This is a genomic window from Sandaracinobacter sp. T42, assembly GCF_059115405.1.
On record NZ_CM181101.1, the window covers coordinates 77,846 to 104,630 of the forward strand.

25 protein-coding genes and 1 pseudogene are annotated in these 26,785 nt (G+C 67.4%); 12 read left to right on the plus strand and 14 right to left on the minus strand.

Annotation, left to right across the window (positions count from 1 at the left end):
- Nucleotides 1-6: 6 nt before the first annotated feature.
- The 7 genes from ACW9TV_RS00365 to ACW9TV_RS00395 form a co-directional block, all read right to left on the minus strand.
- Nucleotides 7-807, minus strand: a complete 801-nt coding sequence (locus ACW9TV_RS00365) for an SDR family NAD(P)-dependent oxidoreductase (RefSeq protein WP_494303905.1) — start codon at nt 805-807, stop codon at nt 7-9.
- A gap of 54 nt (nt 808-861) precedes the next feature.
- Nucleotides 862-1,305, minus strand: coding sequence for a hypothetical protein (locus tag ACW9TV_RS00370; RefSeq protein ID WP_494303906.1), 444 nt, complete (start codon nt 1,303-1,305; stop codon nt 862-864).
- A 50-nt stretch (nt 1,306-1,355) separates the two neighbouring features.
- Nucleotides 1,356-2,126 (minus strand): proteasome-type protease, encoded by a 771-nt coding sequence (locus ACW9TV_RS00375; RefSeq protein ID WP_494303907.1) that lies wholly within the window; start codon nt 2,124-2,126, stop codon nt 1,356-1,358.
- A 30-nt stretch (nt 2,127-2,156) separates the two neighbouring features.
- On the minus strand, nt 2,157-3,002 hold the full coding sequence (locus ACW9TV_RS00380; RefSeq protein WP_494303908.1) for a transglutaminase family protein: 846 nt from the start codon (nt 3,000-3,002) through the stop codon (nt 2,157-2,159).
- Nucleotides 3,002-3,943 (minus strand): alpha-E domain-containing protein, encoded by a 942-nt coding sequence (locus ACW9TV_RS00385; protein ID WP_494303909.1) that lies wholly within the window; start codon nt 3,941-3,943, stop codon nt 3,002-3,004. Before ACW9TV_RS00385 ends, ACW9TV_RS00380 begins: the two co-directional genes overlap by 1 nt.
- Nucleotides 3,943-5,352, minus strand: a complete 1,410-nt coding sequence (locus ACW9TV_RS00390) for a circularly permuted type 2 ATP-grasp protein (RefSeq protein WP_494305099.1) — start codon at nt 5,350-5,352, stop codon at nt 3,943-3,945. The genes ACW9TV_RS00385 and ACW9TV_RS00390 overlap by 1 nt, the downstream gene beginning before the upstream one ends.
- A gap of 165 nt (nt 5,353-5,517) precedes the next feature.
- Nucleotides 5,518-6,507: a DUF6600 domain-containing protein gene (locus tag ACW9TV_RS00395; RefSeq protein ID WP_494303910.1), complete on the minus strand. Its 990-nt coding sequence runs from the start codon at nt 6,505-6,507 to the stop codon at nt 5,518-5,520.
- 100 nt (nt 6,508-6,607) lie between these two features.
- Between ACW9TV_RS00395 and ACW9TV_RS00400 the strand changes: the two genes are divergently transcribed.
- The 3 genes and pseudogenes from ACW9TV_RS00400 to ACW9TV_RS00410 all read left to right on the plus strand — a co-directional run bounded on the left by ACW9TV_RS00400 (nt 6,608) and on the right by ACW9TV_RS00410 (nt 9,215).
- Nucleotides 6,608-8,356: a DUF885 domain-containing protein gene (locus ACW9TV_RS00400; protein WP_494305100.1), complete on the plus strand. Its 1,749-nt coding sequence runs from the start codon at nt 6,608-6,610 to the stop codon at nt 8,354-8,356.
- Between the two features lie 91 nt (nt 8,357-8,447).
- Nucleotides 8,448-8,768 (plus strand): annotated as a pseudogene (locus tag ACW9TV_RS00405) (DUF4440 domain-containing protein); the annotation flags it as partial.
- Nucleotides 8,769-8,780: 12 nt separating this feature from the next.
- A complete protein-coding gene (locus ACW9TV_RS00410; RefSeq protein WP_494305101.1) occupies nt 8,781-9,215 on the plus strand; it encodes a YybH family protein in 435 nt (144 codons plus the stop codon).
- Between the two features lie 47 nt (nt 9,216-9,262).
- Here ACW9TV_RS00410 and ACW9TV_RS00415 read toward each other — a convergent pair whose 3' ends face one another.
- Together ACW9TV_RS00415 and ACW9TV_RS00420 are read right to left on the minus strand one after the other, a co-directional pair.
- Nucleotides 9,263-10,402, minus strand: coding sequence for an acyl-CoA dehydrogenase family protein (locus ACW9TV_RS00415; RefSeq protein WP_494303911.1), 1,140 nt, complete (start codon nt 10,400-10,402; stop codon nt 9,263-9,265).
- 38 nt (nt 10,403-10,440) lie between these two features.
- Nucleotides 10,441-11,649: an acyl-CoA dehydrogenase family protein gene (locus ACW9TV_RS00420; protein WP_494303912.1), complete on the minus strand. Its 1,209-nt coding sequence runs from the start codon at nt 11,647-11,649 to the stop codon at nt 10,441-10,443.
- 136 nt (nt 11,650-11,785) lie between these two features.
- Between ACW9TV_RS00420 and ACW9TV_RS00425 the strand changes: the two genes are divergently transcribed.
- Together ACW9TV_RS00425 and queG are read left to right on the plus strand one after the other, a co-directional pair.
- On the plus strand, nt 11,786-12,451 hold the full coding sequence (locus ACW9TV_RS00425; protein WP_494303913.1) for a glutathione S-transferase family protein: 666 nt from the start codon (nt 11,786-11,788) through the stop codon (nt 12,449-12,451).
- Nucleotides 12,432-13,508 (plus strand): tRNA epoxyqueuosine(34) reductase QueG, encoded by a 1,077-nt coding sequence (queG, locus tag ACW9TV_RS00430; RefSeq protein WP_494303914.1) that lies wholly within the window; start codon nt 12,432-12,434, stop codon nt 13,506-13,508. The genes ACW9TV_RS00425 and queG overlap by 20 nt, the downstream gene beginning before the upstream one ends.
- A gap of 44 nt (nt 13,509-13,552) precedes the next feature.
- Here the strand turns inward: queG and ACW9TV_RS00435 are convergent, their stop codons facing one another.
- Nucleotides 13,553-15,949, minus strand: coding sequence for a patatin-like protein (locus ACW9TV_RS00435; RefSeq protein ID WP_494303915.1), 2,397 nt, complete (start codon nt 15,947-15,949; stop codon nt 13,553-13,555).
- A gap of 18 nt (nt 15,950-15,967) precedes the next feature.
- Complete coding sequence (locus ACW9TV_RS00440; RefSeq protein WP_494303916.1) at nt 15,968-16,969, minus strand: 2-hydroxyacid dehydrogenase; 1,002 nt, start codon at nt 16,967-16,969, stop codon at nt 15,968-15,970.
- 65 nt (nt 16,970-17,034) lie between these two features.
- Between ACW9TV_RS00440 and ACW9TV_RS00445 the strand changes: the two genes are divergently transcribed.
- Nucleotides 17,035-17,568, plus strand: a complete 534-nt coding sequence (locus ACW9TV_RS00445) for an SH3 domain-containing protein (protein WP_494303917.1) — start codon at nt 17,035-17,037, stop codon at nt 17,566-17,568.
- Between the two features lie 12 nt (nt 17,569-17,580).
- Nucleotides 17,581-18,135 carry a GGDEF domain-containing protein gene (locus ACW9TV_RS00450; protein ID WP_494303918.1) on the plus strand — a complete coding sequence of 185 codons (555 nt, stop codon included), beginning with the start codon at nt 17,581-17,583 and terminating at the stop codon, nt 18,133-18,135.
- On the opposite strand, the gene ACW9TV_RS00455 is transcribed toward ACW9TV_RS00450, so the two are convergent.
- The 3 genes from ACW9TV_RS00455 to rpmE all read right to left on the minus strand — a co-directional run bounded on the left by ACW9TV_RS00455 (nt 18,132) and on the right by rpmE (nt 20,416).
- Nucleotides 18,132-19,568, minus strand: coding sequence for an NAD(P)H-hydrate dehydratase (locus ACW9TV_RS00455; RefSeq protein ID WP_494303919.1), 1,437 nt, complete (start codon nt 19,566-19,568; stop codon nt 18,132-18,134). The genes ACW9TV_RS00450 and ACW9TV_RS00455 overlap by 4 nt on opposite strands.
- Before the next feature lie 5 nt (nt 19,569-19,573).
- Nucleotides 19,574-20,065: a DUF3598 domain-containing protein gene (locus ACW9TV_RS00460; protein WP_494303920.1), complete on the minus strand. Its 492-nt coding sequence runs from the start codon at nt 20,063-20,065 to the stop codon at nt 19,574-19,576.
- Between the two features lie 120 nt (nt 20,066-20,185).
- Nucleotides 20,186-20,416, minus strand: a complete 231-nt coding sequence (rpmE, locus tag ACW9TV_RS00465) for a 50S ribosomal protein L31 (protein ID WP_374387323.1) — start codon at nt 20,414-20,416, stop codon at nt 20,186-20,188.
- Nucleotides 20,417-20,563: 147 nt separating this feature from the next.
- On the opposite strand from rpmE, the gene ACW9TV_RS00470 reads away from it, so the two are divergent.
- From ACW9TV_RS00470 to mobA, 5 genes are all read left to right on the plus strand, one after another.
- Nucleotides 20,564-22,144 (plus strand): carboxyl transferase domain-containing protein, encoded by a 1,581-nt coding sequence (locus ACW9TV_RS00470; protein WP_494303921.1) that lies wholly within the window; start codon nt 20,564-20,566, stop codon nt 22,142-22,144.
- A gap of 2 nt (nt 22,145-22,146) precedes the next feature.
- Nucleotides 22,147-22,920: an enoyl-CoA hydratase-related protein gene (locus ACW9TV_RS00475; RefSeq protein ID WP_494303922.1), complete on the plus strand. Its 774-nt coding sequence runs from the start codon at nt 22,147-22,149 to the stop codon at nt 22,918-22,920.
- Nucleotides 22,917-24,824: an acetyl/propionyl/methylcrotonyl-CoA carboxylase subunit alpha gene (locus ACW9TV_RS00480; RefSeq protein WP_494303923.1), complete on the plus strand. Its 1,908-nt coding sequence runs from the start codon at nt 22,917-22,919 to the stop codon at nt 24,822-24,824. Before ACW9TV_RS00475 ends, ACW9TV_RS00480 begins: the two co-directional genes overlap by 4 nt.
- Nucleotides 24,825-25,115: 291 nt before the next feature.
- A complete protein-coding gene (locus ACW9TV_RS00485) occupies nt 25,116-26,267 on the plus strand; it encodes an isovaleryl-CoA dehydrogenase (RefSeq protein WP_494305102.1) in 1,152 nt (383 codons plus the stop codon).
- 23 nt (nt 26,268-26,290) lie between these two features.
- Complete coding sequence (gene mobA / locus ACW9TV_RS00490) at nt 26,291-26,779, plus strand: molybdenum cofactor guanylyltransferase (RefSeq protein WP_494305103.1); 489 nt, start codon at nt 26,291-26,293, stop codon at nt 26,777-26,779.
- Nucleotides 26,780-26,785: the final 6 nt, after the last annotated feature.

Consider the following 26,785-nt stretch of genomic DNA (forward strand, 5'->3'; position numbering starts at 1 on the left):
GGCAACTCAGGCCGTCCACCCCCCGTCGATCACCAGTTCCGATCCGGTAATGAACGCGGATTCGTCCGATGCCAGAAACAGGATGCCAGCCGCGATCTCCTCCGGTTGCCCGGCCCGCTGCAGCGGCGTGTTCAGCATGGCGATGGCATCGACGGGCGGCCGGTTCGCGCCCTGGGGCGCGCCCAGCGCATCCATCGTTTGCGAAAGCCCGCCTTCGTCGATCTTGGTCCAGATCGGCGTGTCGATGATGCCGGGATGCACGCTGTTGCTGCGGATACGGTCGGCGGCGAACTCCTTCGCCACCGCCTTGGAAAACAACCGCACGCCGCCCTTGGTCGCACAGTAACCGGCCAGCCCGGCAGAGCCTTCCAGCCCGGCGACCGACGAGATGTGGATGATCGATCCACCCTTCCCGTGCGCCCGCATCGCCGGCACCGAATGCTTCACCCCCAGGAACACACCGGTCAGGTTGATGGCGATCTGCCGGTTCCACGCTTCCAGGCTCATCTCCAGGATCATCTGGCCGCTGCCGATCCCGGCATTGTTCACCAGCGTGTCCAGATGCCCGTGCAGGCGCACCGTTTCGGCCACCACCTCGCGCCAGCCATCCTCCTCCACCACGTCCTGGTGGCGATAGGCCGCCTTGCCGCCGGCCTTGCCGATCAGCGCCAGCGTCTCGTGTCCGCCTTCGTCGTCGATGTCGGTCACCATCACGGCCGCGCCCTCCCGCGCCAGCGCGATCGCCGTCGCGCGGCCGATGCCGCTGCCCCCGCCCGTCACGATGGCGGATTTGCCCTTCAGTCGCATGAAAACCTCCCCAATGGGCCTTTGGGCCCTTGGCGGATCATGCGGCGAAGGCGGCTATTTCAACACTCCCTTTCTTGCCATGGCCCGCGAATACCAGGCGAAGAACAGGCAGCCCACCAGCACCACCACATGCATGGCGGAACTGTCACCCATCACCTCGCGGCCGTTGGAAAGGTAGAAGGCGTAGAACAGGCTCAGCAGATAGGCCAGCAGAGAGAGCATGAAGACCGGCGCGGCCGCCCGGCGGCGCAACAGCAGCAGCAAGGTGCCCAGCAGGGCGCCCCACACACCGATGGCCCATACGGCGTTCATCCACATGGGATAGCCTTGCGCGAACGCGATCTGCGCGTCCGTCATCCCCATCTCCCGGAAGTAATCGGCCCCCCGCAGCTTCGACATCAGATAATCGTAAACGCCGAACCCGTTCCAGATGAGCCCCAGAACGCCGACGATCCAGAGATGCGCAGGCGCGCGGGATTCAGTGTCATTGACGGTCATCGTGAAGTCCTCCCCGCCTGCACGATAACCTGTTTCGGGTGTCTGGGAAATCAGGGCCTTTCGCGCGGCGCCGCTTCGCCCGGCAGGGGGTATTCCGGGTCGGGGATGCTGTCCAGTGCGTCCTTCAGGGCATTGGCCCAGCGGGTGCCAAGGTCATGGTAATAGGGGTCGCTGTCCTCGATCCGGGTCAGCGCCGCCGTCGATTGCCCCGGCCGCACGACCAGCATGTCGATCGGCAGGCCCACGCCCAGGTTCGATCGCATCGTGCTGTTCATGCTGACCAGCCCGATCTTGATCGCCTTGGAAAGCGGCGTGCGGTAACTCAGCATCCGGTCCAGCACCGGCTTGCCGTATTTCAGCTCCCCGATCTGGAAATAGGGCGTGTCCATCCCGCATTCGATGAAATTGCCCTCGCCATAGATCAGGAACAGCCGCGGCGCCCGCCCGTCGATGGAGCCGCCCACCAGCAGGGTCACGCCGATGTCGACCCCCTCCTGCTGCTGCACCATGGCCTCGATGTCCTTCTTGGCGCCCACCATCGCCTCGCCCACGATCTGGGCCACGCGAAACATCGTGGGGGCTGTCTCCAGGAACTCGGGCTCCTCGCTGCCCGGCATCCGCACGCCTTCATTCAGCCGGTTCACCAGCGCCTGCGTCGTGCTCAGCGATCCGGCCGATGCGATGGCGATGATGCGCTTCCCGTCTTCCCCGAACACCCGGAGCTTGCGGTAGGTGGAGATGTTGTCGATGCCCGCGTTGGTGCGCGTATCGGCCATCATCACCAGGCCTTCCTTCACCAGCAGGCCCACGCAATAGGTCATCCGGCAACGTCCCCTTAACGGCTGCGACGGCTACTGGTTCTGTGTCCGGCCGAAGGTGGACTGGCCCTGCCGCTGCGGCAGCGCTTGCCGACCCAGAACGCCCACCGCAAGTGATTCGACACCGCCGCCACGGCGGGTGCCGCGAACGGGCGCGGCCTCCAGGCTGTCCAGCCCGACCGCCACGCGCACATGGCCCGGGGTGCCGGATAGGCCATGCGTCGGATCGAAGCTCACCCAGCCCAGCCCGTCCACATGCGCCTCCACCCAGGCGTGGGCGGCTTCCTGCTCGGGATGGTCGGGCGCGGCGAAATGGCCCGAAACATAGCGGGCCGGGATGCCCAGATGCCGGGCACATGCGATGAACAGCTGCGAAAGATCCTGGCACACGCCCCGCCCCAGGCTCAGCACGGTATCCGCATCCGTCTGTGACTGCGTCGCGCCGGTCTGGAACCCGATGCGCGCCTGAACGCCCAGCATCAGCGCATGCAGTGTCGGCAGCGTCCCGTCGCGCCGGAAGCCGTCGGCAAAGGCCATGATCGGCGGTGTGATCGCCGTCAGTGGCGTCGATCGCAGGAACAGCAGGGGCGGCAGGGGCTCGTCCGGCACCTGCACCACGCCGGCCTGATCCGCCGTGATCACTAGTCCCGTCACATGCAGGGTCAGGCTCTCCACGGCGCGGTCGGCATAGAAACAATGCACCAGATTGCCGTAACAGTCCGTCCCGGGAACAAGGCAGCCGTCGGCATCCACGTCGATCCGCCAGTTCACCACCTGCTGGCATTCGCTGTTGCGCGGGGTCAGCTTCAGCAACTGCACGATACCGGCCGCAGGCTCGGAATAGGTGTAGCGGGTGATATGATCGATCAGCAGCTGCATCAGAACAGATACTGATCCGCGATGGCATCGCCCAGGCGATTGTTCCCGCTGATGAACGCCTCCAGGAATTCGTGCAGGCCGGACTGGAACAGCCGGTCGATGTCGGTGCCGCCCATGGCCCGAAGCGAAGCCGCGGCGATGCGGTTGGCCGGACCGCGCCTGCCGCGGCTTGCCGCCAGCTGGTCCAGCAGCCACACGGCATCTTCCAGGCAGGCGATCAGCGATCGCGGCATCGCACGGTTGAAGATCAGCAGATCCGCGACAAGCCAGGGCTTCACCGATTCCCGATACACCCAGCGATAGGCCGTCAGCGCCGAAACCGTTCGCAGCAGCGTCGTCCACTGGAAATAATCCAGGCTGCCGCCCACCGGTTCGGATCGGGGCAGCAGCAGGTGATATTTCACATCCAGCAGCCGCGCCGTATTGTCCGCGCGTTCCACCGTCGTCCCCAGCCGCAGGAACCAGTAGGTCGCCTCGCGCAGCTGGGTGCGGTGGGCCGCACCGTCGAACATCAGCAGCGAATTCTTGATGCTGTCCACCAGCCGCACCAGCGTCGAACTGTCGGGCATGGCGCTGCCGAAGCGCTGGACCTCGTGCCAGGCATCGTTCACCGCTTCCCAGGTTTCCAGCGTCAGCGAAGTGCGCACCGCCCGGCCGTTGTTCCGGGCCGCCTCCAGGCAGCGGCGGATCGAACTGGGGTTTTCCGGATCCAGGGTCAGGAAATGGCCGACATTGGCTTCGTCGACCGGCAGATTGCGCTCGTGGAAGGCCTGCGCCACCGCCGCTGACCGGATGGCGCTTTCCCAGGCGGGCGCCGCCCCCCCGTGGGAAGCCGGCAGAGACGCCAGCCGAACGGTCGCGTCGATCAGCCGGCACAGGAAATCGGCCCGCTCCAGATAGCGGCCCATCCAGTAGAGGTTCGAAGCCGAACGGGAAAGCATCAGGCCCCGCCTTCCGGGCTGTCGATCACCCAGGTATCCTTGGTTCCACCGCCCTGGCTGGAGTTCACGACCAGCGATCCTTCCTTCAGCGCCACGCGCGTCAGACCGCCCGGCACGATCTGGCTGCCGTTGGCCCCGGTCAGCACGAAGGGCCGCAGATCGACATGGCGCGGGGCCACGCCCGATGCCGTCAGCGTGGGGCAGGTGGAAAGCGCCAGCGTCGGCTGGGCGATGTAATGCTGGGGGTTGGCCTTCAACCGCGCGGCGAACTCGTCCAGCTGCGCCCTGGTGGCGTGCGGCCCAACCAGCATCCCATAGCCGCCAGAGCCATCGGTTTCCTTCACGACCAGATCGGCCAGATTGGCCAGCACATGGGACAGCGCGTCCGGCTCCCGGCAGCGCCAGGTCGGCACATTGTGCAGGATCGGGTCGCGCCCGGTGAAGAAGCGCACGATGTCCGGCATATAGCTGTAGATGGCCTTGTCGTCGGCAATTCCCGTTCCCAGGGCGTTGCTGATCGTCAGGTTGCCGGCATGAACCGCATTCACCAGCCCCGGCACGCCCAGCACGCTGTCCGCGCGGAAGATCAGCGGATCCAGGAACTCGTCGTCCACCCGGCGGTACAGCACGTCCACCCGCTTCGGCCCCTCGGTGGTGCGCATATAGAGAATGTCGGAATGCACGAACAGGTCGGAGCCCTCCACCAGCTCCACCCCAAGCTTGTCGGCCAGGAAACTATGTTCGTAATAGGCGCTGTTGTGGATGCCCGGCGTCAGCAGCGCCAGGCAGGGCTCTCCGTCGCAATTGGCGGGCGCAACCGATGTCAGCGTCTCCAGCAGGGTTTCCGGATAGGTTTCCACCGGCCTGAGCCCGCCCGCCATCGAAACGGCATGGATCAGCTCTGGCACCAGCCGCAGCATCACCTCGCGGTTTTCCAGCATGTAGGATACGCCGGATGGCGTCCGCGCATTGTCCTCCAGCACGAAGAACTCGTCCGGCCCGGTGCGGACCATGTCGATCCCGGCGATCTGCACCCACACATCCTTCGCCGGGCGGCGGCCCACCTGCGGCAGGCAATATTGCGGGTTCAGCAGCACCAGCTCTTCCGGCACGATCCCCGCCCGGATGCATTCGCGCGGGCCATACACGTCCGCCAGGAACATGTTCAGCGCCTGCACCCGCTGCTTCAGCCCTTCCTCCATCCGGGCCCATTCGCTGCCGGAAAGAACGCGCGGGATGATGTCGAAGGGGATCAGCCGCTCGCTCGCGTCCGGATCGCCATAGACGGCGAAGGTGATTCCGATCCGGCGGAAGAACAGTTCGGCCTGGCGGCGTCTTGTTTCGAGAAGATCCGGCGGGGCAGCCTTCAGCCAGCGTTCCACTTCGGCATAGGGCGGGCGGATCTGCACCCCCTGCCCATCCGCCCCGAACAGCGGTTCGGCACCTGCCCCGCCGGGGTAGGGGCCGAAGCCATAGGTTTCATCGAAAGCGCGTGACGTCACATATTCCCCTTGCAACGCGCACATATTGTGCGCCGCACAAGAGCCATGCAACCCTTAAAATGCGCGCCCCGTTCAGTCGTCGGCAGCCCGCGACGGCACATCGCGGCCGCGGGCCGGCTCTCTGGAAGGCGCCCGCTGCGTCTCACGCATCTGCGGCGCTTCCCGCAGCTGCGGGGCCGGCGCAGGGCGCACCTGCGGCGAAGGCGCGGGCCGTGCCTGCGCCCGCGCCGGATCGGCGGCCTCGGGCCGCTGCGGGGCGCTGCGGGGATGGCGACCGGCCTCCACTGGCCGTCCGTCGCGTTGCCCGCCCTGCCAGCCCGCGCGGGGCTGCCGCTCTCCACCCATGTAGGTCTGATCGCTGCGGGGATTCCGCCGCCCCCCGGTATAGGGCGGGCTGGCGCGCGGATGGACGTTGGGCGGAACCGGCGTGACCGTCTGGCCGTCCCCCGGGCGATCGGGGCGATCTGGCCGGTCTGGCCGGTCTGGCCGGCCGGGGTAACCCGGGCGCCCCGGTCGGACATGCTGCTGCATCCCCGGCCGCCATGCCCAATAGGCGGGCGCATGGCTCCACCAGTCATTGCCCCAGCCCGTGCCCCAGTTGGCCCAGCCATAGGGCGGCAGGGGCGACCAGCTCACATAATCCCCGCTGGTCCGCCAATCGACCCAGCCAGGCCCGAATCGAGTGTCCGGCACCCAGAACCAGCCCATCCTGTCGTCCCGGCCCCAGCGCCCGTAGTGATAGGTCGCCCAGCCCCAGGGTTCGCCGGACATCCACATGCGGCCATATCGCGGATCCTGCCGCCAGTAGCCGTCGCGATAGGGCTGCCACCCCGCCCCGACGGAGGGATAGAAGACACGGCCATAGTGGGGATGCAGCCCCCAGCTGCCATAACCGGCAAGAAGGTCAAAGAAGACATTGACGGACACGGCATCCCGGCCCCACCAAGTAACCGGCGGCCGCGTTGCATAGCCGCGCTCATCCAGGGGCGCTTCCGACCAACCCGTCGTGCTGCACGCGGCAAGCGAAAGCCCCAGACCAGTCGCAAGAAGCAGAGATTTCATGGAGGCAATATTGGCGCATCCGCTTGAACAAGGGCTGACTCAGGCCACGGCACCCGTAAAATGGCGTTCCCTCAACCTCGCCGCTGTTGCCGCGCTGGCGCTGCTGGGGGCGCCCGTCGCCGCAGTCGCGCAGACCACCCCGGCGGCCGCCCCGGCCACGAAAGCCGCCCCGGGCAGCGCGGATGCCCGGCTGAAGGCCCTTTACGATGCCGAATATCAGTGGCGCCTGAAGGAACAGGAACGCGGCCCCGGGCGCGGCGCGCCCGGCCCGCGCCTGCCCCGCGTCGATGCGAAGTCGCAGGCCGCCCGCCTCGTCTACTGGGACAATGTGCTGAAGGAACTGGATTCCATTCCCTTCGATCAGCTCTCCCATGCGGAACAGATCAACGCCCAGGTGTTCCGCACCATGATCGAGAACCAGTCGAACGAGGTTCGCTGGAAGCTCTACGAGATCCCCTTCAACACCGACACCTTCTTCTGGACGCTGGCGCCCTATGCCGGCACGCGCTTCGCCTCTGAAGAACAGTATCGCAACTATATCGGCCGCATCCGCGACATCCCGCGCTACTTCGACGAGCAGACGGTGAACATGAAGGCCGGCCTCGCGCGCGGCTTCTCCAACCCGAAAGTCACGCTCGTCGGCCGCGACGAAACCATCGTGCCCTACACCGCCACCGGCGAGTCGAACGCGCTCTATGCGCCCTTCCGGACCATGCCCGACAGTATCCCGGCGGAAACGCAGGCGCAGCTGAAGGCGGATGCCCTGGCGGCCATCAACCAGTCCGCCGTCCCGGCCTACACAAAGCTGCTGAAGTTCATCCGGGACGATTACATGGTCCGCGCCAGACCCACGATCGGCGCCTCGGAAATGCCGAACGGTCGCGCCTTCTATGCTTCGCAGATCAAGGAATACACGACCACGGACCTGACGGCGAAGCAGATCCACGAGATCGGGCTGAAGGAAGTGGCGCGAATCAAGGCCGACATGGAAGCCACGATGAAGGCCTCCGGCTTCAAGGGTACGCTGGGCGAATTCTTCACCTTCATGCGCACCGATCCGCAATTCTACGCCAAGACGCCGAAGGAACTGCTGGCGGCGGCTTCCTACACGGTGATGCAGGCCAACGGGCGGATGAACGAAACCATCGGCAAGCTGCCGCGCTATCGCCACGGGATCGTGCCCGTTCCGGACGATATCGCGCCCATCTACACCAGCGGCCGGGGCGGGCTGGATAACTGCCTGTTCAACACCTACCGGCTCGATCAGCGTCCGCTCTACACCCTGCCCGCGCTCGCGGTGCATGAGTGCACGCCGGGCCACAGCTTCCAGGCGGCCCTCGCACGAGAGGGCGAGGCCCGGCCCGACTTCCGCCGGGATCTCTATTTCTCGGGCTATGGCGAAGGCTGGGGCCTCTATACCGAATGGCTGGGCCAGCAGATGGGCATCTATGAAACGCCCTACGAGGAGTTCGGCCGCCAGACCTACGAGATGTGGCGCGCCGTCAGGCTGGTGATCGACACCGGCATGCATGAATATGGCTGGAGCCGCGACAAGGCGCTGGCCTATTTCAAGGAACATGTGGCCCTGTCCGACCTGGAGATCACCAACGAGGTGGACCGCTACATCAGCTGGCCGGGGCAGGCGCTGGCCTACAAGCTGGGTGAAATCACCATCCGCAACCTCAGGAAGGAAGCGGAAGCCGAGCTGGGCGCGAAGTTCGACCAGCGGCCGTTCCACGACGTGATCCTGGGCCTGGGGGCGGTGCCGCTGCCGCTGCTGGAATCGGAAGTGCGCGCCTGGATCGCGGCGGAAAAGGCGAAGCCCGCAAGGCCCGCCGATGCCGGCTGACCGCCGAACGCTGCTGGCGGCCCTGCCGCTGGCAGCCCTGCCGCTTGCGTCCGCCAGGGGCGCGGGCGACGGGAAGGCCGCGATCTCCGCCATGCTCACCGGCATGGCGGAGGCGTGGAACCGGGGTGATTTCCGGGGCTATATGGCGGGCTTCGCCAACCCGGACATCGCCTATATCTCGCGCGGGAAACGCCAGCCGGGGTGGGACGCGACGCTTCAGCATTATCTGAAACATTATGGCGGCGCGCCGGAAAAGCGCGGCCACCTCACCTTCTCGCAGTTCGACATCCAGATGCTGTCAGCGGATGCGGCGCAGCTGATCGCCCGCTTCGACCTGAAGTGGGCGGATGGCCGAACGGACGGCGGCCTGTTTTCCGGCGTGGTGCGCAGGCGCGACGGCCGCTGGGTGATCACGCTGAACCATGTGCAGGCCGAAACCCCGGACCCGCGCGACATCAACGAGGACGCCGAAAAGACCGCCATCGTGAACGTGATCCGCGCCATGGAAGCGGCGTGGAACCGGGGCGATTTCCACGGCTACATGGCGGGCTTCGCCAATCCGGACGTCGTCTTCGTCTCCCGTGGGCAGTTCCAGAAGGACTGGCAGGGCACGCTGGATCACTACATCCGCGATTATGGCGCGTCTGCCGAAACCCGCGGCACTCTGGCCTTCAGCAACATCCGGGTCGAAATGCTGGCCCCGGATGCGGCGCAACTGATCAGCAACTACCGGCTTGACCGCCCCGGCAACCCGCAGACGGGCATCAACACCCGGCTGATGCGCAAGCGCGACGGCAAGTGGGTGATCGCGCTCAACCATGTCTCGTCGATCGAGCAGGTCTGCCCGCCGACAAAATGAAAGGGCGGGGCATTCGCCCCGCCCTTCGCATCTGTTCGCGGATGGCCTCAGGCCGCTTCGGCCAGCAGCTCCGCTTCCAGCCGGCCGAGATGATGATCGAGGTCGCCGAACTGACTCTCGATGATGGAGAGGCGCTTGAAATAGTGGCCCGCCGCAAGTTCGGTGGTGATGCCGATGCCGCCATGGGTCTGCACGGCCCACTGCCCAAGGGCGCGCGCGCCCTTGTTGATCTTGGCTTTGGCCTGGCTCACCCACTTGGCGCGGTTCGGATCGTCCAGCCGCAGCGTGCCCATCAGCGTCATGGATTGCGCCTGCTCGGCCTCCATGAACATGTCCACCAGCCGGTGCTGGATCACCTGGAACTCGCCGATCGCCTTGCCGAACTGCTTGCGCTGCTTGGCATAATCCAGCGTCAGCTCGTGCAGCTTCTTCATCGCGCCGGTCGCCTCGGCGCATTGCGCCATCGCGGCATGGTCCACCAGCTTCTCGACAAGCGGAAGCGCGCCGCCTTCGGCGCCCAGCAGCGCATCCGAACCGACGCTCGCATTCTCGAAATAGACTTCGCTGGCCATGTAGCCGTCGACACAGGGGTAATCCCGCCGCACCACGCCCTTCGCGTTCGCTTCCACCAGGAACAGCGAGATGCCGCCCGCTTCGCGCTGGCTGCCGCCGGTGCGCGCCGTCACCAGCAGGTGCGTCGCATAGGGGGCCGCCACCACCACGGCCTTGTGGCCGTTCAGCGTCCAGCCCGATCCGTCGGCCTTCGCCGTCGTCTTCAGATCGGCCAGATTGTAGCGCCCCTGCGGTTCATAGAAGCCGGCGCCCACGATCACGTCGCCGCCGATGATGCCCGGCACCAGCGCATCGGCCCTGGCGCCGCCGGTTTCCACCAGCGCGCCGGCGCCCAGCACCACGGTGGAAACATAGGGCTCGACCGCGATCGCGCGGCCGAACTCTTCCATCAGCACCATGGTATCGACCGGTCCGCCGCCGAAGCCGCCATGGGCTTCGGGCAGCGCCGCGCCCAGAATGCCAAGCTCGGTGGCGAGTGCGCGCCAAACGCCCGGATCCCGCCCGCCTTCGCGCTTGAGCATGGCGGCGCGCTTGTCGAAGTCATAATTGTCAGCGAGGTAGCGGCGCAGCGTGTCGCGCAGCATTCCCTGCGTTTCGGTGAAGTTGAAGTCCAAGAAACCCTCCCGGAAACTGTGTAGCCGGATGCCGGGCCTTAAAGGCCCAGCACCATTTTCGCGATGATGTTGCGCTGGATCTCGTTGGATCCACCGTAAATGCTGGTCTTGCGCATGTTGAAATAGGTCGGTGCAGACCGGTGCGCGAACTCGGGCCCGATCGGATATTCGTTCGAGCCTTCGGGGAATTCGCGGAAATAGGGCGCGGCATAGTTACCGGCCGCTTCCAGCACCAGCTCGGTGATGCGTTGCTGGATTTCCGTGCCTTTCACCTTCAGCAGCGAGGATTCCGGCCCGGGGCCCTTGCCCGACGCCTCGCCCGCCAGCGTCCGCAGTTCGGTGAACTCCAGCGCGGTCAGGTCGGTTTCCAGCTCCACCACCTTGCGGCGGAAGAAGGGGTTCGCCAGCAGCGGCTGGCCGTTGCCGTCCTGTTCGGCCCGGGCGATTGCCTTCAGCTTCTCGATCCCGCGCTTGGAACGGGCCACGCCCGCGATCCCCGTCCGCTCATGCGCGAGCAGGAACTTGGCGCAGGTCCAGCCCTTGTTCTCTTCGTACACGCGGTTCTCGACAGGCACCTTCACATTGTCGAGCCACACCTCGTTCACTTCATGCTCGCCGCCGAGTGTGATGATCGGCTTCACGGTGATCCCCGGCGACTTCATGTCGATCAGAAGGAAGGAAATGCCCTCCTGCTGCTTGGCCGACGGATCGGTGCGAACCAGGAAGAAGCCCCAGTCGGCATGTTGCGCCAGCGTCGTCCAGGTCTTCTGACCATTGACGATGTAATAGTCCTTGCCGTCCTCCGTCACGCGCTCAGCGCGCGTGCGCAGCGAGGCGAGATCGGAGCCGGAACCCGGCTCGGAATAGCCCTGGCACCACCACACGTCGCCGGACAGGATGCCGGGAAGATGCTGCGCCTTCTGCTCGGGCGTGCCGAAGGTGTAGATGACCGGGCCCACCATGTTGATGCCGAACGGCAGCGGCGGAATCGTTTCGGCCCGGGCGCTTTCCTCCGAGAAGATGTAGCGCTGCGTCGCCGTCCAGCCGGGGCCGCCATATTGTGTCGGCCAGGCAGGCGCCGCCCAGCCCTTCTTCGCCAGGATCTTGTGCCAGGCAAGCATGTCCTCCTTGCCCAGTTCCTCGCCCTCGTCCTGCTTGCCGCGCAGGTGGGCCGGATAGTTTTCGGCGATGAATGCCCGAACCTCGTCGCGGAACGCGACTTCTTCGGGGCTGAACGCAAGATCCATGGTCTGAGGCTCCCTTCTTGGCGGTGAGCTAGCATCGGCCGTGCCCCATTCCAAGCTGCCAGATTGGCGCAATCCCGAACGGAAATCCGCCAAGGCGCTGGCGCGCACGAATCCATGCGCTAATAGGGGCTGCAACATGTGGCGTCTCCACCAGTTTCCCCTCTGTCCGTTCAGCCGTGCCGTGCGCTTCGCCATGGCCGAAAAGGGCGTGTCCGCCGAACTGGTCGTCGCCTATCCATGGGAACGGGGGGAAACACTGTCGCGCCTGAACCCGGCAATCCAGACGCCCGTGCTGGAAAACGGCCAGCTGGTGCTGTGCGACAGCAGCGCGATCATCGAATATTTCGACGAGACGGTGGAACGCCCGCCGCTGGTGGGCGGCAGCGCCACCGAACGGGCAGAGGCGCGGCGCCTTGCCCACTGGTTCGCCCAGCGCTTCTATTCCGAAGTGACCGCCCCGCTGCTGGCGGAGCGGATGTACAAGCGCATCGTCAGCCGCGAAATGCCCGACGGCATCGCCATCCGCAACGCAAACCGCGCCGCCGAACTGCACCTGCAATATGTCGACGACCTGCTGGACGACAACCGCTGGATCGCAGGCCCCACCTTCGGCATCGCGGACATCAACGCCGCCGCCCAGATTTCCGTGGCGGATTATCTGGGCGGGATCGACTGGCGCGGCCATGGGCAGGCGAAGGTCTGGTATTCGGCGCTGAAATCCCGCCCGTCGTTCCGCGCCATCCTGGCAGACAGGATGGAAGGCATCCGCCCGCCGCCGGATTATGACAAGCTCGATTTCTGACGCACCGCGGGCGGAGGCCCGCATTAGCAAAGACTTGCGGGCCGAGGCGCTCGCGCTCGGTTTCGTCGCCTTCGGCATCGCCCGGGCAGACGCTGCCCCCAGGGCCGGCGAACGGCTGCGGGAATGGCTGGCCGAGGGCCGCCACGGCGACATGCTGTGGATGGAAGCCCGCGCGGATCAGCGCGCAAGCCCCCGCGGCCTCTGGCCCGAAGTCCGGTCGGTCGTCGCACTCGGCCTGCCCTACACGCCGGCATTCGATCCGGCGCGCAATCTCGCGCGGCCGGATCTCGGCACCATTTCCGTCTATGCGCTGGGCCGGGACTATCATGATGTGGTCAAATCCCGGCTGAAGGCTCTCGCCCGATGGCTCGTGGCGGCGAGCGCGGAGCCGGTGAAGGTGTTTGTCGATACCGCCCCGGTGATGGAAAAGCCGCTGGCCGAAGCCGCCGGCCTCGGCTGGCAGGGCAAGCATTCGAACCTGCTCAGCCGCAAGGCGGGCAACTGGCTGTTCCTGGGCGCGATCTACAGCAGCGCCGATCTCGAACCGCTGGCGGAAGAGGGCACGAAGGCGAACTGCGGCAGCTGCACCGCCTGCATCGCCGCCTGCCCCACCGGCGCCATTGTCGCCCCCTACAAGGTGGATGCACGGCGCTGCATTTCCTACCTCACGATCGAACATAAGGGGCCGGTTCCGGTCGAATTCCGCCCCGCACTCGGCAACCGTATCTATGGCTGCGACGATTGCCTGAACGCCTGCCCCTGGAACGCCCGCGCCCGCTTTCCGGCCGATCCGGCCTTCCACCCGCGCGCGGAACTCGTGGCGCCGCTGCTTTCGGATCTGCTCGCCCTGGATGAGGCCGGGTTCCGCAGCGTCTTTTCCGGTTCCCCCATCAAGCGCATCGGCCGGAACCGCTTCATCCGCAACTGCCTTTACGCCGCCGGAAACAGCGGCGATCCCGCCCTGATCCCCGCCATATGCGCACGGCTGGATGACGCGGATGATGTGGTGGCGGAAGCCGCCCGCTGGGCCCTGGCCCGCCTCTCGCCCCCGGCCTGACCCGGCCGCGCGGGCCGCGCGGCCTCTCCCCTTGCGGCCCGGCCTCAGGCCCGTGCCGTTTCGCTGTCCAATTCCGCCAGCTTTGCTTTCAGCTCCGCGATCAGCGGCTGCACGGACCCCAGCCGTTCCTTTTCCGCCGACAGGATCGAAGCGAACAGCAGGCGTTTCCAGTGCAACCCGTCAAGCGCCGCTTCCGGAACCGAACTGGTCACGATGTCCACCAGTCGTTCGGCCGAATGCAGCCGCCCCCACAGATAGTCATTTTCCCGATAGGCGCGGCTGAAAAAGGCCGCGAAGGCGTTCAGCTGCCAGCCCTTCAGGCAGGCCTTCGCCCCGCCGGCCCTCAGCAAGGTGGCGTCGTCGGGCGAAATCCGATCCACCTTCAGTTCCTCGAAACTATCGGCATCCTCCTCCTGCATCATGGGCAGAATCGCGATGTCATAGAAGGGAAAGCCCAGCCAGGCCCTGATCAGCTTGCGCCGGCTTTCCTTGCCGAAGCCCGGATCATTCACCGCCGCCACCAGCACCCGGTCGGCGTCGGCGTCCAGCGCCCGCAGCCCAAGCGTATCGGCCAGCGTATCGATCGCGCGTCCCGCTGCAATCGCCCGCTCCGCGCCCATCGCCGCCAGCACATCGTGCGCGGCGGCCGCCAGCGTTGGGACATCCGGCGGATCCGCCGGCGCCCGCCGGGCGACGAACGGCGCCGTCACGACATACAGGGCCGCCTTCAACGCTTCGGCGCTCGCCCGCTCCTCGGAACTGCTGCTCGCCGCGATCTCGGCGGAAAGCCGCCGCACGAAAAAACGCAGCCGCCGCACCCGGAAGCCGATATCCAGCTGCCTCAGCATCTGGACATAGCCGCTGGCGTCCGCGTCGGGGCCCACCGCCCTGTCATGATCGAAAGCGCCCCGGGCCTCCGCCGCCTCGTCCAGCGCCGCGCGCAGCCGCGCGGCATCCGCCGGGCCAAGATCCGCCGCCCGGGCCAGCAGGGCGCCGGCTTCGTCCAGCACGGTCCGCATCTTCAGCTGTGCATAGGCCGCAAAGGCGAAGCCCGCCTCCTTCGCCGCGACGGACTGGATCCTGAACCGCGCCCGCGATAGCCGTTCGGACGAAACCGGCAGCAGGAAGAAGCGCGCGCCCACCGCCCGCAGGATCGCGTCGTCGACGGCGGGCGTCATCGCGTCCGTCACCGCCTTCAGCCGCCGGATGCGGGCGGACATGCCGTTGATCCGATCCAGGCTGTCGCGGATCGGCTGTTCGCGCGGGATGTCCGCCATCGCCCGGAACATGGTGGTGAAGAAGCCGGGATCGCGCCGGGCGAAGGCGTCGGCCGCATCCCCCACGCCGGGCTTCGGATCGATGTAGACGAAGCGCCGGTCCACCTCCCGGTGCGCGGGCCGCATCCTCAGCGCGGCGATCGCCGGCCCGAACGGCGCGTTGTTCAGCACGCTGCCGTCGATCAGCGCCACGTCCTCGGGCGGCCGGTCGCTCCACAGTTGCGACTCGATGAAGGCGGCGCGCCCCGGCCAGGCCTCGCCACGTTCCGCCATGCGGCGGTCGACTTCCGTCACGGTTGCCGGGGGAAAGGCCCCGGGGAAGCTGGACGTCGCCCGGGCGGCCAGCAGCAGTTCGGGCCGGGCGGCGACCGGCGCGCGTGGTGCAAGCTGCACCTCCCGCGTGGCGCCGTGCCGGCGGGTGACAGCCGGAGACGTGAAGCTGAACAGCCGCCGATGTTCCCGCTCGGTCACGGTGTGGGGCGAATGGATCGCCAGTTCCGCCTGCACGCCCCAGTAATCCGTCACGGTCACATACAGGTCCAGTGGCAGCGTCGGCGGAATCAGCGGGCGCGTGAACGGGCCCGCCGCCATCGCATCCATCGCCTTGTCCAGCATCGCCGTCAGCACATCGCCGGAAAAGGGCGGCTTGAACCAGCGGCTCCGCACAAAGCGCGCCAGCTTCAGCGCCACTTCCGCCCGCACCTCCGGCACGTCGACGGATGCAAGGCTGGTGGATTGCCGCGCCGCGAACCAGGCGACGGGTTCCTTGTAGAAGGCGCCCATCCGCTGGATCAGCGTCCCGCCCGGTCTGGCTTCCGGGTCCAGCAGCCGGTCAACGTCCGCCTCGTCCAGCCACATGTCGGTCAGCGGCTCCAGCGTCTGCCCCAGTGCGATCGCGTTCGACAGCAGCACCGCATTGATCCCGCCGGCCGAAGCCCCCGCCAGAATGTCCACGATAACGGCCAGATCGGCATGGGGGCGCAGCGCCTCCAGCAGCGCAGCCCATACCGGCTCGCTGTCGCCCGCCGAGGGTTGGCCCTGCTTGCGCGCCTCGCTCGCCCGCAACAGCTTCCAAAGCTCCTTGGTCACACCGTGCATGTAGATGGCGAGGCTGACCCCGCCGTAGCAGACCAGCGCGAGGCGCAGCTCCTTCTCGCGGATCATGCGGCGCCCTGTCTGCCGTCAGAAATCGGCGAGGACCTGATCGGGCGGGCGATGCCCGTCCGCGAAGACGCGGATGTTCGTGATCACCTTTTCCCCCATCGCCTGCCGCCCCTCGAACGTGGCGGAGCCGAGATGCGGCAGCAGCACCACGTTCGGCAGCTTCAGAAGCTTCGGCGAAATGGCTGGCTCATGCTCGAACACGTCCAACCCCGCGCCGGCGATCCCGCCTGTCGACAGGGCCGCCACCAGCGCCTCCTCGTCCACCAGCGCGCCGCGCGCGGCATTGATCAGATAGGCATGGGGCTGCATCAAGCGCAGCCGCTCGGCATTGATCAGATGGCGCGTCTCGGCGGTTTCCGGGCAGTTCAGGCTGATGATGTCCACCCGTTCCAGCATGGCGTCCACCGTCGGCCACCAGGTCGCCTCCAGCGTCTCCTCCACCACCCTGGGAAGCCGGTGGCGGTTGTGGTAATGGATGGAAAGGCCGAAGGCCCGCGCCCGCGCGGCCACCGCCTGCCCGATGCGGCCCATTCCCACGATCCCCAGCCGCTTGCCGGAAATGCGGTGTCCCAGCATCGCGGTGGGCGACCATCCGGTCCATTTCCCCGCCCGCACCAGTTTCTCGCCCTCGGACAGCCGGCGCGGCACCGAAAGGATCAGCGCCATCACAAGGTCGGCGGTATCGTCCGTCAGCACGCCCGGCGTGTTCGTCACGGTCACGCCCTTCGCCCGCGCCGCCGCAAGGTCGATATGATCAACCCCCGTTCCGAAATTGGCGATCAGCCTCAGCCGTTCGCCCGCGCCGGCGATCAGTCCGGCGTCGATTTCGTCCGTCACGGTGGGCACGAACACGTCGGTGTCGGTCATCAGCGCTGCCAGCTGTTCGCGGGAAAGAGCCGTGTCGGCAAAGTTCAGTTCCACGTCGAACAGTTCGGCCATCCGTGTTTCCACCGCCTGCGGCAGCCGCCGCGACACGGTGACACGAAGCTTGCGATCATATTTGTGGAAGCGCGAAGTCATGCCGACATGCATGGCCCGGCCCGCGGACTCTTGCAAGGCTGCCCGGGCCTTGGCAGGGGTGTGGGATGCGTGTCCTCCTGCCGATCCTCCTCTTTCTCGCCACCCCGTCGCTCGCGCAGGAAGCCCCTGCCGCAGCCCCGGCGGAAGCGGCCACGCCCACCAACAAGGATGCGCTGAAATACCGTTCCGGCCTGCCGGTGCCGCGCTTCGCATCGCTGCGCGCCGGTCGCGCCTACATGCGCGCCGGCCCGGGGAAGGAATATCCCGTCACCTGGGTGTTCGTGCGCCCCGGCACGCCGCTGGAAGTGGTCAGCGAATGGAATGTCTGGCGCAAGGTGAAGGATGCCGACGGGACCGAAGGCTGGATGGACCGCGCCATGCTCCACACCGATCGCACCATCCAGATCACGAAGCAGACGCGCGAACTCCGCGCCCGGCCGGATCTGTCGTCCCCCATCGTGCTGCGGGCCGAACCGGGCGTCGTCATGCGTGTCACCATGTGCGCGGATCGCTGGTGCCGGGTCGAGGGCCAGGGGCGGTCGGGCTATCTGCTCCGGGAACATGGCTTCGGCGTCTACCCCGGCGAACAGATCGGCTGAGGCAGGCGGGGCGTGACCGGGCTGATGCTTCTCGCCTGGCTGCTGCCGCCGCTCACCCTGCTGTTGCTGCTCCTGCTGGGCGGGGTGATCCTGACCCAGCGACGCCTGATCCGCCGCCTGACGGACGAAGCGCGGCACGATCCGCTGACCGGCCTTCCCAACCGGCGCGGGCTGGCGCTGGCCTGGGATGCGCTGGAACAGCCGCGCGCGCTCATCCTCGTCGATCTTGTCGGCTTCAAGGCTGTCAATGACAGCCACGGCCACATCGTGGGGGATCGGCTGCTCAAACAGGTGGCGGAACGGCTTGCAGCAACAGTCCCGGAACCGGGCCTCCTTGCACGCTGGGGGGGCGATGAATTCGCAGCCGCCGTCCCTGCCGGCTGCGCGGAAAAGGTGCGCGCTGCCATCGCGGCAGCCAGCGCACGCCCCTATGTACTGCTGACGGGCGTTCACCCCGTGCTCACCACGATCGGCGCGCGAACCGGCCTGAGCGCCGGCCGTGACCATCTCGAAGCGGCTGTCGAGTCTGCGGCAGACAGCCTGCACACCGCCCGCGCCGCCGCCTAGAACAGCGCCGAAAGCACCTCGCGCAGCACCGGCCCGCACAGATCCTCCGCGATCAGGCCCGCTCCCAGCCGCCCACCGGCTTCGCCGTGGATCCAGCAGGCGGCGGCCGCCGCTTCGAACCCGCCCATGCCCTGCGCCAGCAGGCCCGCCGTCAGCCCGGCCAGCACGTCGCCCGAACCCGCCGTCGCCAGCCAGGCCGGCGCGTTGCCGTTGATGGCGGCCCGCCCGTCCGGCGCGGCTATCACGCCGTCGGATCCTTTCAGGATCACCACCGCCCCGCTGTGTGCCGCCGCCGCGCGCGCCCGTTCCAGCCTGCTGCCGGAAAGGCCGGGGAACAGCCGCGCAAACTCGCCCTCGTGCGGGGTCAGCACAACCGGCCGTTCGTGCCGCCGCACCAGCCGGGCCAGATGGTCCGCCTCTCCGGCAAAGGCGGTCAGCGCGTCGGCATCCAGCACCAGAGGCTTGCCCGATTGCAGCGCGGCGCCGGCCACGCAGCGCGCGGCGGCGCCCGCGCCGGGCCCTGCCAACAGGGCCTTCACCTTCGGCCCGGCGGCCAGTCGCCCGAAGGTCTGCGCGTCGCCCTCGGCCAGCATCACTGCCGTCACCTGCGCCGCCTGAACCGCGAGCGCCGCCGCATCGCCCACCAGCGTCACCGCGCCCGCGCCCGCCCGCAGTGCCGCGCGCGCCGCCAGCCGCGAAGCGCCCGTCTGGAACCGGGGCCCCGACCAGACGAGAACAGCGCCGCGCGCATATTTGTGCGTATCCGGCGCCGGCACGGGCAGCTGCCACAGGCCCGGCCTGTTCAGGAACAGCGTTGCGCCCTCGGGCTTCGGCAAGCCGATATCCGCCACCTGCAGCCGCCCGCAGTGCGTCCGCCCCGGCAACAGCAGGTGCCCGGGCTTGGGCGTATGGAATGTCAGCGTTTCCGTGGCCCGGATCGCGGGGCCCGGCGCCGCCCCGCTGTCGGCGTTCACACCGGACGGGATGTCGATGGCCAGGATCGGCACGGCCGACGCATTGGCCGCCCGCACCAGCCGGGCGGGCTCCCCCTCCAGCGGGCGGGCCAGACCGATTCCGAACAGCGCGTCGAGGATCAGATCGAACCCGGCCGGGTCCGCCGGTCCCGTGGGGCCTTTCCAGCCGGCCCTTGCCCGTGCGGCATCGCCACCGGCCGCCGGCGTTCCCGCTGCCGTCACCTGCACGTCGAACCCGGCGTCCGCCAGCAACTGTGCCGCCACATGGCCGTCGCCGCCGTTGTTGCCCGGCCCCGCCAGCACCAGCACCCGCCCGCCGGGCCTCAGCCGCGCGGCGGCGGCGCGCGCCACTTCGGCGGCGGCGCGCTGCATCAGGGCAAAGCTGTCCCCGCCGCCGGCGAACCAGGCGGCCTCTGCGGCCCGCATCTCGCCTGCGGTCAGGATCGCGCGCGGCGGCACGGGGCTCAGGCCGCCTTGCGCGCCTGGGCCCGCTGCCAGTCGCGCGAAACCAGCCTCTCCTCGATGGCGGTGCGCGCCACCAGTTCGCCGTTGCGGATCCATTGCCAGGTCCGCGCGCGCTTCTTTCCGCAATCGGAAATCTGGATCATTTCGTACACATAGAGATCCGGATCGTCGGCGCGCTGCCAGTAAAGCACCATGGTCCGCCCCTTGTCGTCCATCGGCAGCTCGGTCGCCCAGCCCGTGATCAGGGGATTTTCCCACCACAGGCGGCCGTCGCGGAAGCTCGCCGGCAGGTCCATCCGCTGCGAACGCCCATCGGCCCAGTCATAGATGTTGGTCTGTACATAGGGGTGGTCGCCGTCTTCGGGAAAGCAGCACAGCACCCGGCTGCGATGTTCGTCCACCAGCTTTCCCGCATCATCGTAATGGCGATAGCTGCCATCCCAGACACCTTCGTGCCGGGCCAGTCCGGCCAGTTTTTCCTTCAGCCCCATCCGCCCCATTCCTCCTGAAGGGCGGATTTTCGGCCCTGCGGCCGACCAACGCAAGCGCAGACATGCGAAAACGGCCGCGCGGGGGTTCCCGCGCGGCCGTTTTCGGCAATGCCCGAAGGCTTACTTCTTCAGGCTGGTCAGCCCGCCGAAGCGCTTGTTGAACTTGGCGACACGGCCGCCGTCCTGCAGCTTCGCGGCGCCGCCGGTCCAGGCCGGGTGGCTCTTCGGGTCGATGTCCAGCGCCAGCGTGTCGCCTTCCTTGCCCCAGGTGGAGCGGGTTTCGAACACGGTGCCGTCCGTCATCTGCACCTTGATGGTGTGATAATCGGGGTGAATGCCAGCCTTGGCCATCTGCGAAAATCCTTCGTGACGTGGCTGGTTCCGACCAGCCGGGAAAGGCGGCGCGCATAGCGGCCCTGCGGTGAAAAGGCAAGTTCGGCCGCCCGGCCGCCCGCGCCTCGCTTTGCGAATGTCGTCAATCCGCTCTAACAGGTTGCCATGCCAGTGATTGGAACCCAGGTGCCATCGGGCGCCGAAAGCGATGCGAACAGGGCCCAGATGGCGGCGCTTGTCGCGGAACTGCGCGCGAAAGCCGCCGGAATCGCGCTTGGCGGCCCGGAATCCGCCCGGCAGCGCCATGTGGCGCGCGGCAAGCTGCTGCCCCGCGAACGGGTGGAACGGCTGCTCGATCCCGGCACCGCCTTTCTGGAAATCGGCCAGTTCGCCGCACAGGATGTCTATGGCGAAGACGTGCCGGCCGCCGGCCTGATCGCAGGCGTGGGCCAGGTTTCCGGCCGGCTTGCGATGATCGTGGCGAACGACGCCACCGTGAAGGGCGGCACCTATTATCCGCTGAGCGTGAAGAAGCATCTGCGCGCGCAGGAAATCGCGGCCGAGAACCGGCTGCCCTGCATCTATCTCGTCGATTCGGGCGGCGCCAACCTGCCCCGCCAGGACGAAGTGTTCCCAGATCGCGAGCATTTCGGCCGCATCTTCTTCAACCAGGCCAACATGTCCGCGCGCGGCATCGCCCAGATCGCGGCGGTGATGGGCAGCTGCACGGCCGGGGGCGCCTATGTGCCGGCGATGGCGGATCAGTCCATCATCGTGAAGAACCAGGGCACCATCTTCCTGGGCGGCCCGCCGCTGGTGAAGGCCGCCACGGGCGAGGAAGTGACGGCAGAGGATCTGGGCGGCGGCGATGTCCATGCCCGTCTGTCGGGTGTCGTCGATCATCTGGCGGAAGATGACGCCCACGCCCTGCAACTGGTGCGCGACGCGCTCGCCACGGTGCCGCCCGGCGAAACCCCCGCGCGCAGCCCGTCGGAGCCGCCGAAATTCCCGGCGGATGATTTGCATGCGCTTGTGCCGGCCGATACCCGCCACCCGGTCGACGTCCACGAGATCATCGCCCGTCTGGTGGACGGCAGCCGCTTCGACGAATTCAAGCCGCTCTATGGCGCCACGCTGGTGACGGGCTTCGCCCATGTCGAAGGGCTTCTGGTCGGCATCATCGCCAACAACGGCATCCTGTTCTCGGAAAGCGCCCAGAAGGGCGCGCACTTCATCGAGCTGTGCTGCCAGCGGAAGATCCCGCTGATCTTCCTGCAGAACATCTCCGGCTTCATGGTCGGCAAGAGTTACGAGAATGAAGGCATCGCCAAGCATGGCGCCAAGCTGGTGACGGCGGTGGCGACGGCCGCCGTGCCCAAGATCACCATCGTGATCGGCGGCAGTTTCGGGGCTGGCAATTACGGCATGTGCGGCCGGGCCTATTCCCCCCGCTTCCTGTGGATGTGGCCCAACGCCCGCATCAGCGTGATGGGCGGCGAACAGGCGGCCAGCGTGCTGGCCACGGTGAAATCCGGCGGCTTCGCCAGCAAGAAGGAGGAGGAAGCCTTCAAGGCCCCCATCCGCGAGCAATATGAACGCCAAGGCAATCCCTATTACGCCAGCGCCCGCCTGTGGGACGACGGCATCATCGCGCCGGAGGACACGCGCACGGTGATCGCGCTGAGCCTCGCGGCGGCGCTGAACGCCCCCGTCCCCGAAACCCGCTTCGGCCTGTTCCGGATGTGACCATGCTGGAGATCACAACAGACCCGCGCGGCCTCGCCCGCGTCACGCTGAACCGGCCCGAGAAGCACAATGCCTTCGACGCCGCGACCATCCTCGAACTCACCCGCACCTTCGCGGCGCTGGGCGCGGATGCCGCTGTGCGCGCCATCCTGCTGTCCGGCCATGGTCCCAGCTTCTGCGCGGGCGCCGACGCCCGATGGATGCGCGAGCAGGCGACACTGGGTGAGGAGGAGAACCGGGCTGACGCCATGCGTCTCTCCGACATGCTGGCGACGATCAACGATTGCCCCAAGCCGGTGATCGCCAGCGTGCACGGCAATGTGTTCGGCGGCGGGGTCGGGCTCGCGGCCTGCGCCGATATCGTCGTGGCGAAGCCCGACGCGCAGTTCCGCCTCTCCGAAGTGCGTCTCGGCCTCACGCCGGCCACCATCTCGCCCTTCGTGGTCGCGAAGATCGGGGCATCGCAGGCGCGGCGCTGGTTCCTGACTGCCGAGAGCTTCGGCGCGGAACAGGCGCAGGCCATGGGCCTCGTCCACGCCGTGGGCGAGGATGTGGAAGCGCTGGCCGAAGGCTGGTTCCAAAACCTGCTGCTTGGCGCGCCCGGCGCCATCGCCGACGCCAAGGCGCTGATCCGCGACGTGGCGGACGCCACCATCAGCTATTCCCTGCGCGCCGACACCGCCGAACGGATCGCCGCGCGCCGCGCCTCCGCCGAAGGCCATGAAGGCCTCGCCGCCTTCCTTGAGAAGCGCAAACCCGAATGGGCCCCCAAATGAAGAAGTTGCTGATCGCCAACCGGGGCGAGATCGCCTGCCGCATCATCCGCACCGCAAGGCGCATGGGCATCACCACCGTTGCCGTCTATTCGGAGGCTGACGCGAACGCCCCCCATGTGCGCATGGCCGACGAAGCCGTGGCCATCGGCCCGGCCCCGGCGCGTGACTCCTATCTGCTGCCGGAAAAGATCCTGGCCGCCGCGAAGGAAACCGGCGCGGATGCCGTCCACCCCGGCTATGGCTTCCTCAGTGAGAATGCCGACTTTGCCGAGGCTGTGCGCAAGGCGGGCCTGATCTTCGTCGGCCCCTCGGATCAGGCGATCCGGGTGATGGGCCTGAAGGACAGCGCGAAAACCAAGATGAAGGCCGCCGGCGTGCCGGTGACGCCCGGCTACATGGGCGATGACCAGTCCCTGCCCCGGCTGGAGCGCATGGCCGAGATGATCGGCTATCCGCTGCTCATCAAGGCGGTCGCGGGCGGCGGCGGCAAGGGCATGCGGCCCGTGAACACGAAAGCCGAGTTCACCGAGGCGCTGCTGGCCGCCAAGCGCGAGGCGGCCGCCGCCTTCGGCAACGATGGTGTGATGCTGGAAAAGCTGATCGCCCGGCCCCGGCATGTGGAAGTGCAGATCTTCGGGGATCGGCACGGCAATGTCGTCCACCTGTTCGAGCGGGACTGTTCGCTGCAGCGCCGCCACCAGAAGGTGATCGAGGAAGCGCCCGCGCCGGGCCTGTCGGATGAACTGCGCCATGTGCTGGGCGTCGCCGCCGTCACCGCCGGCCATGCCATCGGCTATGAGAACGCCGGCACGGTCGAGTTCATCCTCGACATGGACGATCGCGACGAGAACGGCGACCCGAAATTCTACTTCATGGAAATGAACACCCGCCTGCAGGTGGAACATCCCGTGACAGAGGCGATCACGGGCCAGGATCTGGTGGAATGGCAGATCCGCGTCGCGCGCGGGGAAATGCTGCCGCTGATGCAGGATGCCATCGAATGCCACGGCCATGCGGTGGAAGCGCGGCTCTATGCCGAAAACCCGGACAAGGGCTTTCTGCCCTCCACCGGCACCCTCACCCGGCTGGTCTTCGGGGAAGGCGCCCGCATCGACACCGGGGTGGAACAGGGCGGCGAGGTGACCGTTCATTATGATCCGATGATCGCCAAGCTGATCACGCACGCCTCCAGCAGAGAGGAGGCGCTGGCGCAACTGGTCAGCGCGCTGGACCGGACCGTGGTTGAAGGCGTCACCACCAACCGCGGCTTCCTCGCCCGGCTTGCGGCGCATCCCGCATTCGTGGCGGCAGAGGTGGACACTGGATTCATCGCCACCCATGAATCCGGCCTGTTCGCGCATCAGACGCCACCGCCGGCTGTCATCGCGGCGGCGGCGGCCGCCCGCGCGCCATCCGCCGCAGACGGTCACTTCGCGCGCCCGTTCCGGCTGAACCTGCCGCCCGTCAGCCCGGCCGCCCTGTGGGGCGAGGACGGCACCGAATATCGCCATGCCGTCGGCCCGGACGGCATCCGGCTGGAAGGCGCGCTCCTGGCGCCCAGCCGCCAGGCCGCAATCATTTCCATCGAAGGCGGGGTCGAGGCCCGGCTGAAGGGCCTGACCTGGCGCTTCTTCTTCGAAAACCCCGCCTGGGCCGGCCACTCCGCCGCCGGCCCGTCCGACGGTCAGATCGTCGCCCCCATGCCGGGCAAGCTCATCGGTCTGTTCGTCAAGGCCGGAGACAGCGTGCAGGCCGGCGACAGGCTCGCCGTGCTGGAAGCGATGAAGATGGAGCACCGGCTGACGGCACCGTTCGATGCGCGGGTCGAAGCCGTCTCCGCAACCGTCGGCGGGCAGGTTCAGGAAGGGGCGCTGCTGGTCACGCTGGTGCGCGCCGATTCGTGAAGGGCCCTCCCCTAAGCAGGCCTCAGTAAAGGATCGGCGGGGGCTGCTTCCCCTGGCAGGGCCGGGCTCTGGCGCAAGGGTCTTTCCGGGCATCATCCGGGGCGCAGGCTGAAACCGGTGCCAGCAGAGCGAGGGCCAGCGCCACGCGCCGCCCTGTTCCGCCGCAAAGCCTGCCAAGCCCCGACATGCCGTCTCCCCTTTGCCCTTCCGCCGGCTAACGGCCCGTTGCCGAACGCGCGATGAATGGCATTGCGGCCCGCAAATCGCTAGACACATGCCATGACCATTCCCATGCTCCGCTTCAACCACGGCCCCGAACTCCAGATGCTGCGCGACAGCGTGCGGGCCTTCGCCGATGCCGAAATCGCCCCCCGCGCGGACGAGATCGACCGGACGAACATATTCCCGCGCGATCTCTGGCCGAAACTCGGCGCGCTCGGGCTTCACGGAATCACCGTTCCCGAAGCGGATGGCGGCGCCGGGCTCGGCTATCTCGCCCATGTGATCGCGGTGGAGGAAATCAGCCGCGCCTCCGCCTCCATCGGCCTGTCCTACGGCGCGCACTCCAACCTGTGCATCAACCAGATCGCGCGCTGGGGCACGGCAGAACAGAAGGCCAGATATCTGCCGAAACTGATCTCGGGCGAACATGTCGGCAGCCTCGCCATGTCGGAGCCGGGCGCTGGCTCCGATGTCGTCTCGATGCGGCTGCGCGCGGAAAAGCGGAACGACCGCTATGTGCTGAACGGCAACAAGTTCTGGATCACCAACGGCCCCCACGCGGACACGCTGGTCGTCTATGGCAAGACTGACCCCGAAGCCGGGCCGCGCGGAATCACCGCCTTCCTGATCGAACGCGGCATGAAGGGCTTCTCCACCGCGCAGAAGCTCGACAAGCTGGGGATGCGCGGCTCCGACACCTGCGAGCTGATCTTCGAGGATTGCGAAGTCCCCTTCGGGAATGTGCTGGGCGCGGAAGGACGGGGCGCGCAGGTGCTGATGTCCGGCCTCGATTACGAGCGCGTCGTGCTGTGCGGCGGGCCGCTGGGCATCATGCAGGCCTGCCTCGATCTCGTGCTGCCCTATGTCCATGATCGCAGGCAGTTCGGCCAGCCGATCGGTCAGTTCCAGCTGATGCAGGGCAAGATCGCCGACATGTATGTCGCCTTCAGCACGGCGCGCGCCTATGTCTATGCGGTGGCTGAAGCCTGCGACCGGGGAGAGACCGCCCGCAAGGATGCCGCGGGTGCCATCCTCTATTCGGCGGAAAAGGCCACCTGGATGGCGCTGGAAGCAATCCAGGCACTGGGCGGAAACGGTTATATCAACGATTATCCGGCCGGCCGCCTTCTGCGCGACGCGAAGCTGTATGAAATCGGCGCCGGCACCTCCGAAATCCGCCGCTACCTGATCGGCCGCGAACTGTTCGAGGAAACCGCCTGACCCCCGGGCGAATCCTTGCTGCGATCCTCGCGGGTGGCAAATCGAGCCGCTTCGGCAGCGACAAGGCCCTTGCGCGGTATCAGGGAAGGCCGCTCATCGCCCATGTCGCGCAGGCTTTGACGCCGCAGACAGACGACCTTGTCCTGTGCGGACGGAGCTGGAACGGGCTGCCGATGCTCACGGACCAGCCCGTTCCCGGCCTGGGCCCCGTCGGCGGTCTTTGCGCCGCACTGCAGCATGCCCGCCTGCACGGGTTCGAAGCCGTTCTGCTCGCGCCCTGCGACCTGCTCGGTATCCCGCCGGACACGGTCGCCCGGCTCTCCCCCGCGCCGGCCGTGGCGCAGGATCAATGGTTGCTGGGCCTTTGGCCCGTCGGGCTTCTTCCACGAATAGAGGGCGTTGCGCTGACGGAAGGCGCGGTATCGATCCGCCGGCTCGCCGCCGGGCTGGGGGCGAGGCCAGTTCCCCTTCCGGGCTTGCGCAATATCAACAGGCCAGCCGATCTGGCCTGATTCATC

What these genes read in the sequence shown, in the direction of transcription:
- ACW9TV_RS00365 (WP_494303905.1), bottom strand. Translation starts at nt 807, where the DNA reads ATGCGACTGAAGGGCAAATCCGCCATCGTGACGGGCGGGGGCAGCGGC.
- ACW9TV_RS00370 (WP_494303906.1), bottom strand. Translation starts at nt 1,305, where the DNA reads ATGACCGTCAATGACACTGAATCCCGCGCGCCTGCGCATCTCTGGATC.
- ACW9TV_RS00375 (WP_494303907.1), bottom strand. Translation starts at nt 2,126, where the DNA reads ATGACCTATTGCGTGGGCCTGCTGGTGAAGGAAGGCCTGGTGATGATG.
- ACW9TV_RS00380 (WP_494303908.1), bottom strand. Translation starts at nt 3,002, where the DNA reads ATGCAGCTGCTGATCGATCATATCACCCGCTACACCTATTCCGAGCCT.
- ACW9TV_RS00385 (WP_494303909.1), bottom strand. Translation starts at nt 3,943, where the DNA reads ATGCTTTCCCGTTCGGCTTCGAACCTCTACTGGATGGGCCGCTATCTG.
- ACW9TV_RS00395 (WP_494303910.1), bottom strand. Translation starts at nt 6,507, where the DNA reads ATGAAATCTCTGCTTCTTGCGACTGGTCTGGGGCTTTCGCTTGCCGCG.
- ACW9TV_RS00420 (WP_494303912.1), bottom strand. Translation starts at nt 11,649, where the DNA reads ATGGATCTTGCGTTCAGCCCCGAAGAAGTCGCGTTCCGCGACGAGGTT.
- ACW9TV_RS00425 (WP_494303913.1), top strand. Translation starts at nt 11,786, where the DNA reads ATGTGGCGTCTCCACCAGTTTCCCCTCTGTCCGTTCAGCCGTGCCGTG.
- queG (WP_494303914.1), top strand. Translation starts at nt 12,432, where the DNA reads ATGACAAGCTCGATTTCTGACGCACCGCGGGCGGAGGCCCGCATTAGC.
- ACW9TV_RS00435 (WP_494303915.1), bottom strand. Translation starts at nt 15,949, where the DNA reads ATGATCCGCGAGAAGGAGCTGCGCCTCGCGCTGGTCTGCTACGGCGGG.
- ACW9TV_RS00440 (WP_494303916.1), bottom strand. Translation starts at nt 16,969, where the DNA reads ATGACTTCGCGCTTCCACAAATATGATCGCAAGCTTCGTGTCACCGTG.
- ACW9TV_RS00445 (WP_494303917.1), top strand. Translation starts at nt 17,035, where the DNA reads ATGCGTGTCCTCCTGCCGATCCTCCTCTTTCTCGCCACCCCGTCGCTC.
- ACW9TV_RS00460 (WP_494303920.1), bottom strand. Translation starts at nt 20,065, where the DNA reads ATGGGGCTGAAGGAAAAACTGGCCGGACTGGCCCGGCACGAAGGTGTC.
- rpmE (WP_374387323.1), bottom strand. Translation starts at nt 20,416, where the DNA reads ATGGCCAAGGCTGGCATTCACCCCGATTATCACACCATCAAGGTGCAG.
- ACW9TV_RS00470 (WP_494303921.1), top strand. Translation starts at nt 20,564, where the DNA reads ATGCCAGTGATTGGAACCCAGGTGCCATCGGGCGCCGAAAGCGATGCG.
- ACW9TV_RS00475 (WP_494303922.1), top strand. Translation starts at nt 22,147, where the DNA reads ATGCTGGAGATCACAACAGACCCGCGCGGCCTCGCCCGCGTCACGCTG.
- ACW9TV_RS00480 (WP_494303923.1), top strand. Translation starts at nt 22,917, where the DNA reads ATGAAGAAGTTGCTGATCGCCAACCGGGGCGAGATCGCCTGCCGCATC.
- ACW9TV_RS00485 (WP_494305102.1), top strand. Translation starts at nt 25,116, where the DNA reads ATGCTCCGCTTCAACCACGGCCCCGAACTCCAGATGCTGCGCGACAGC.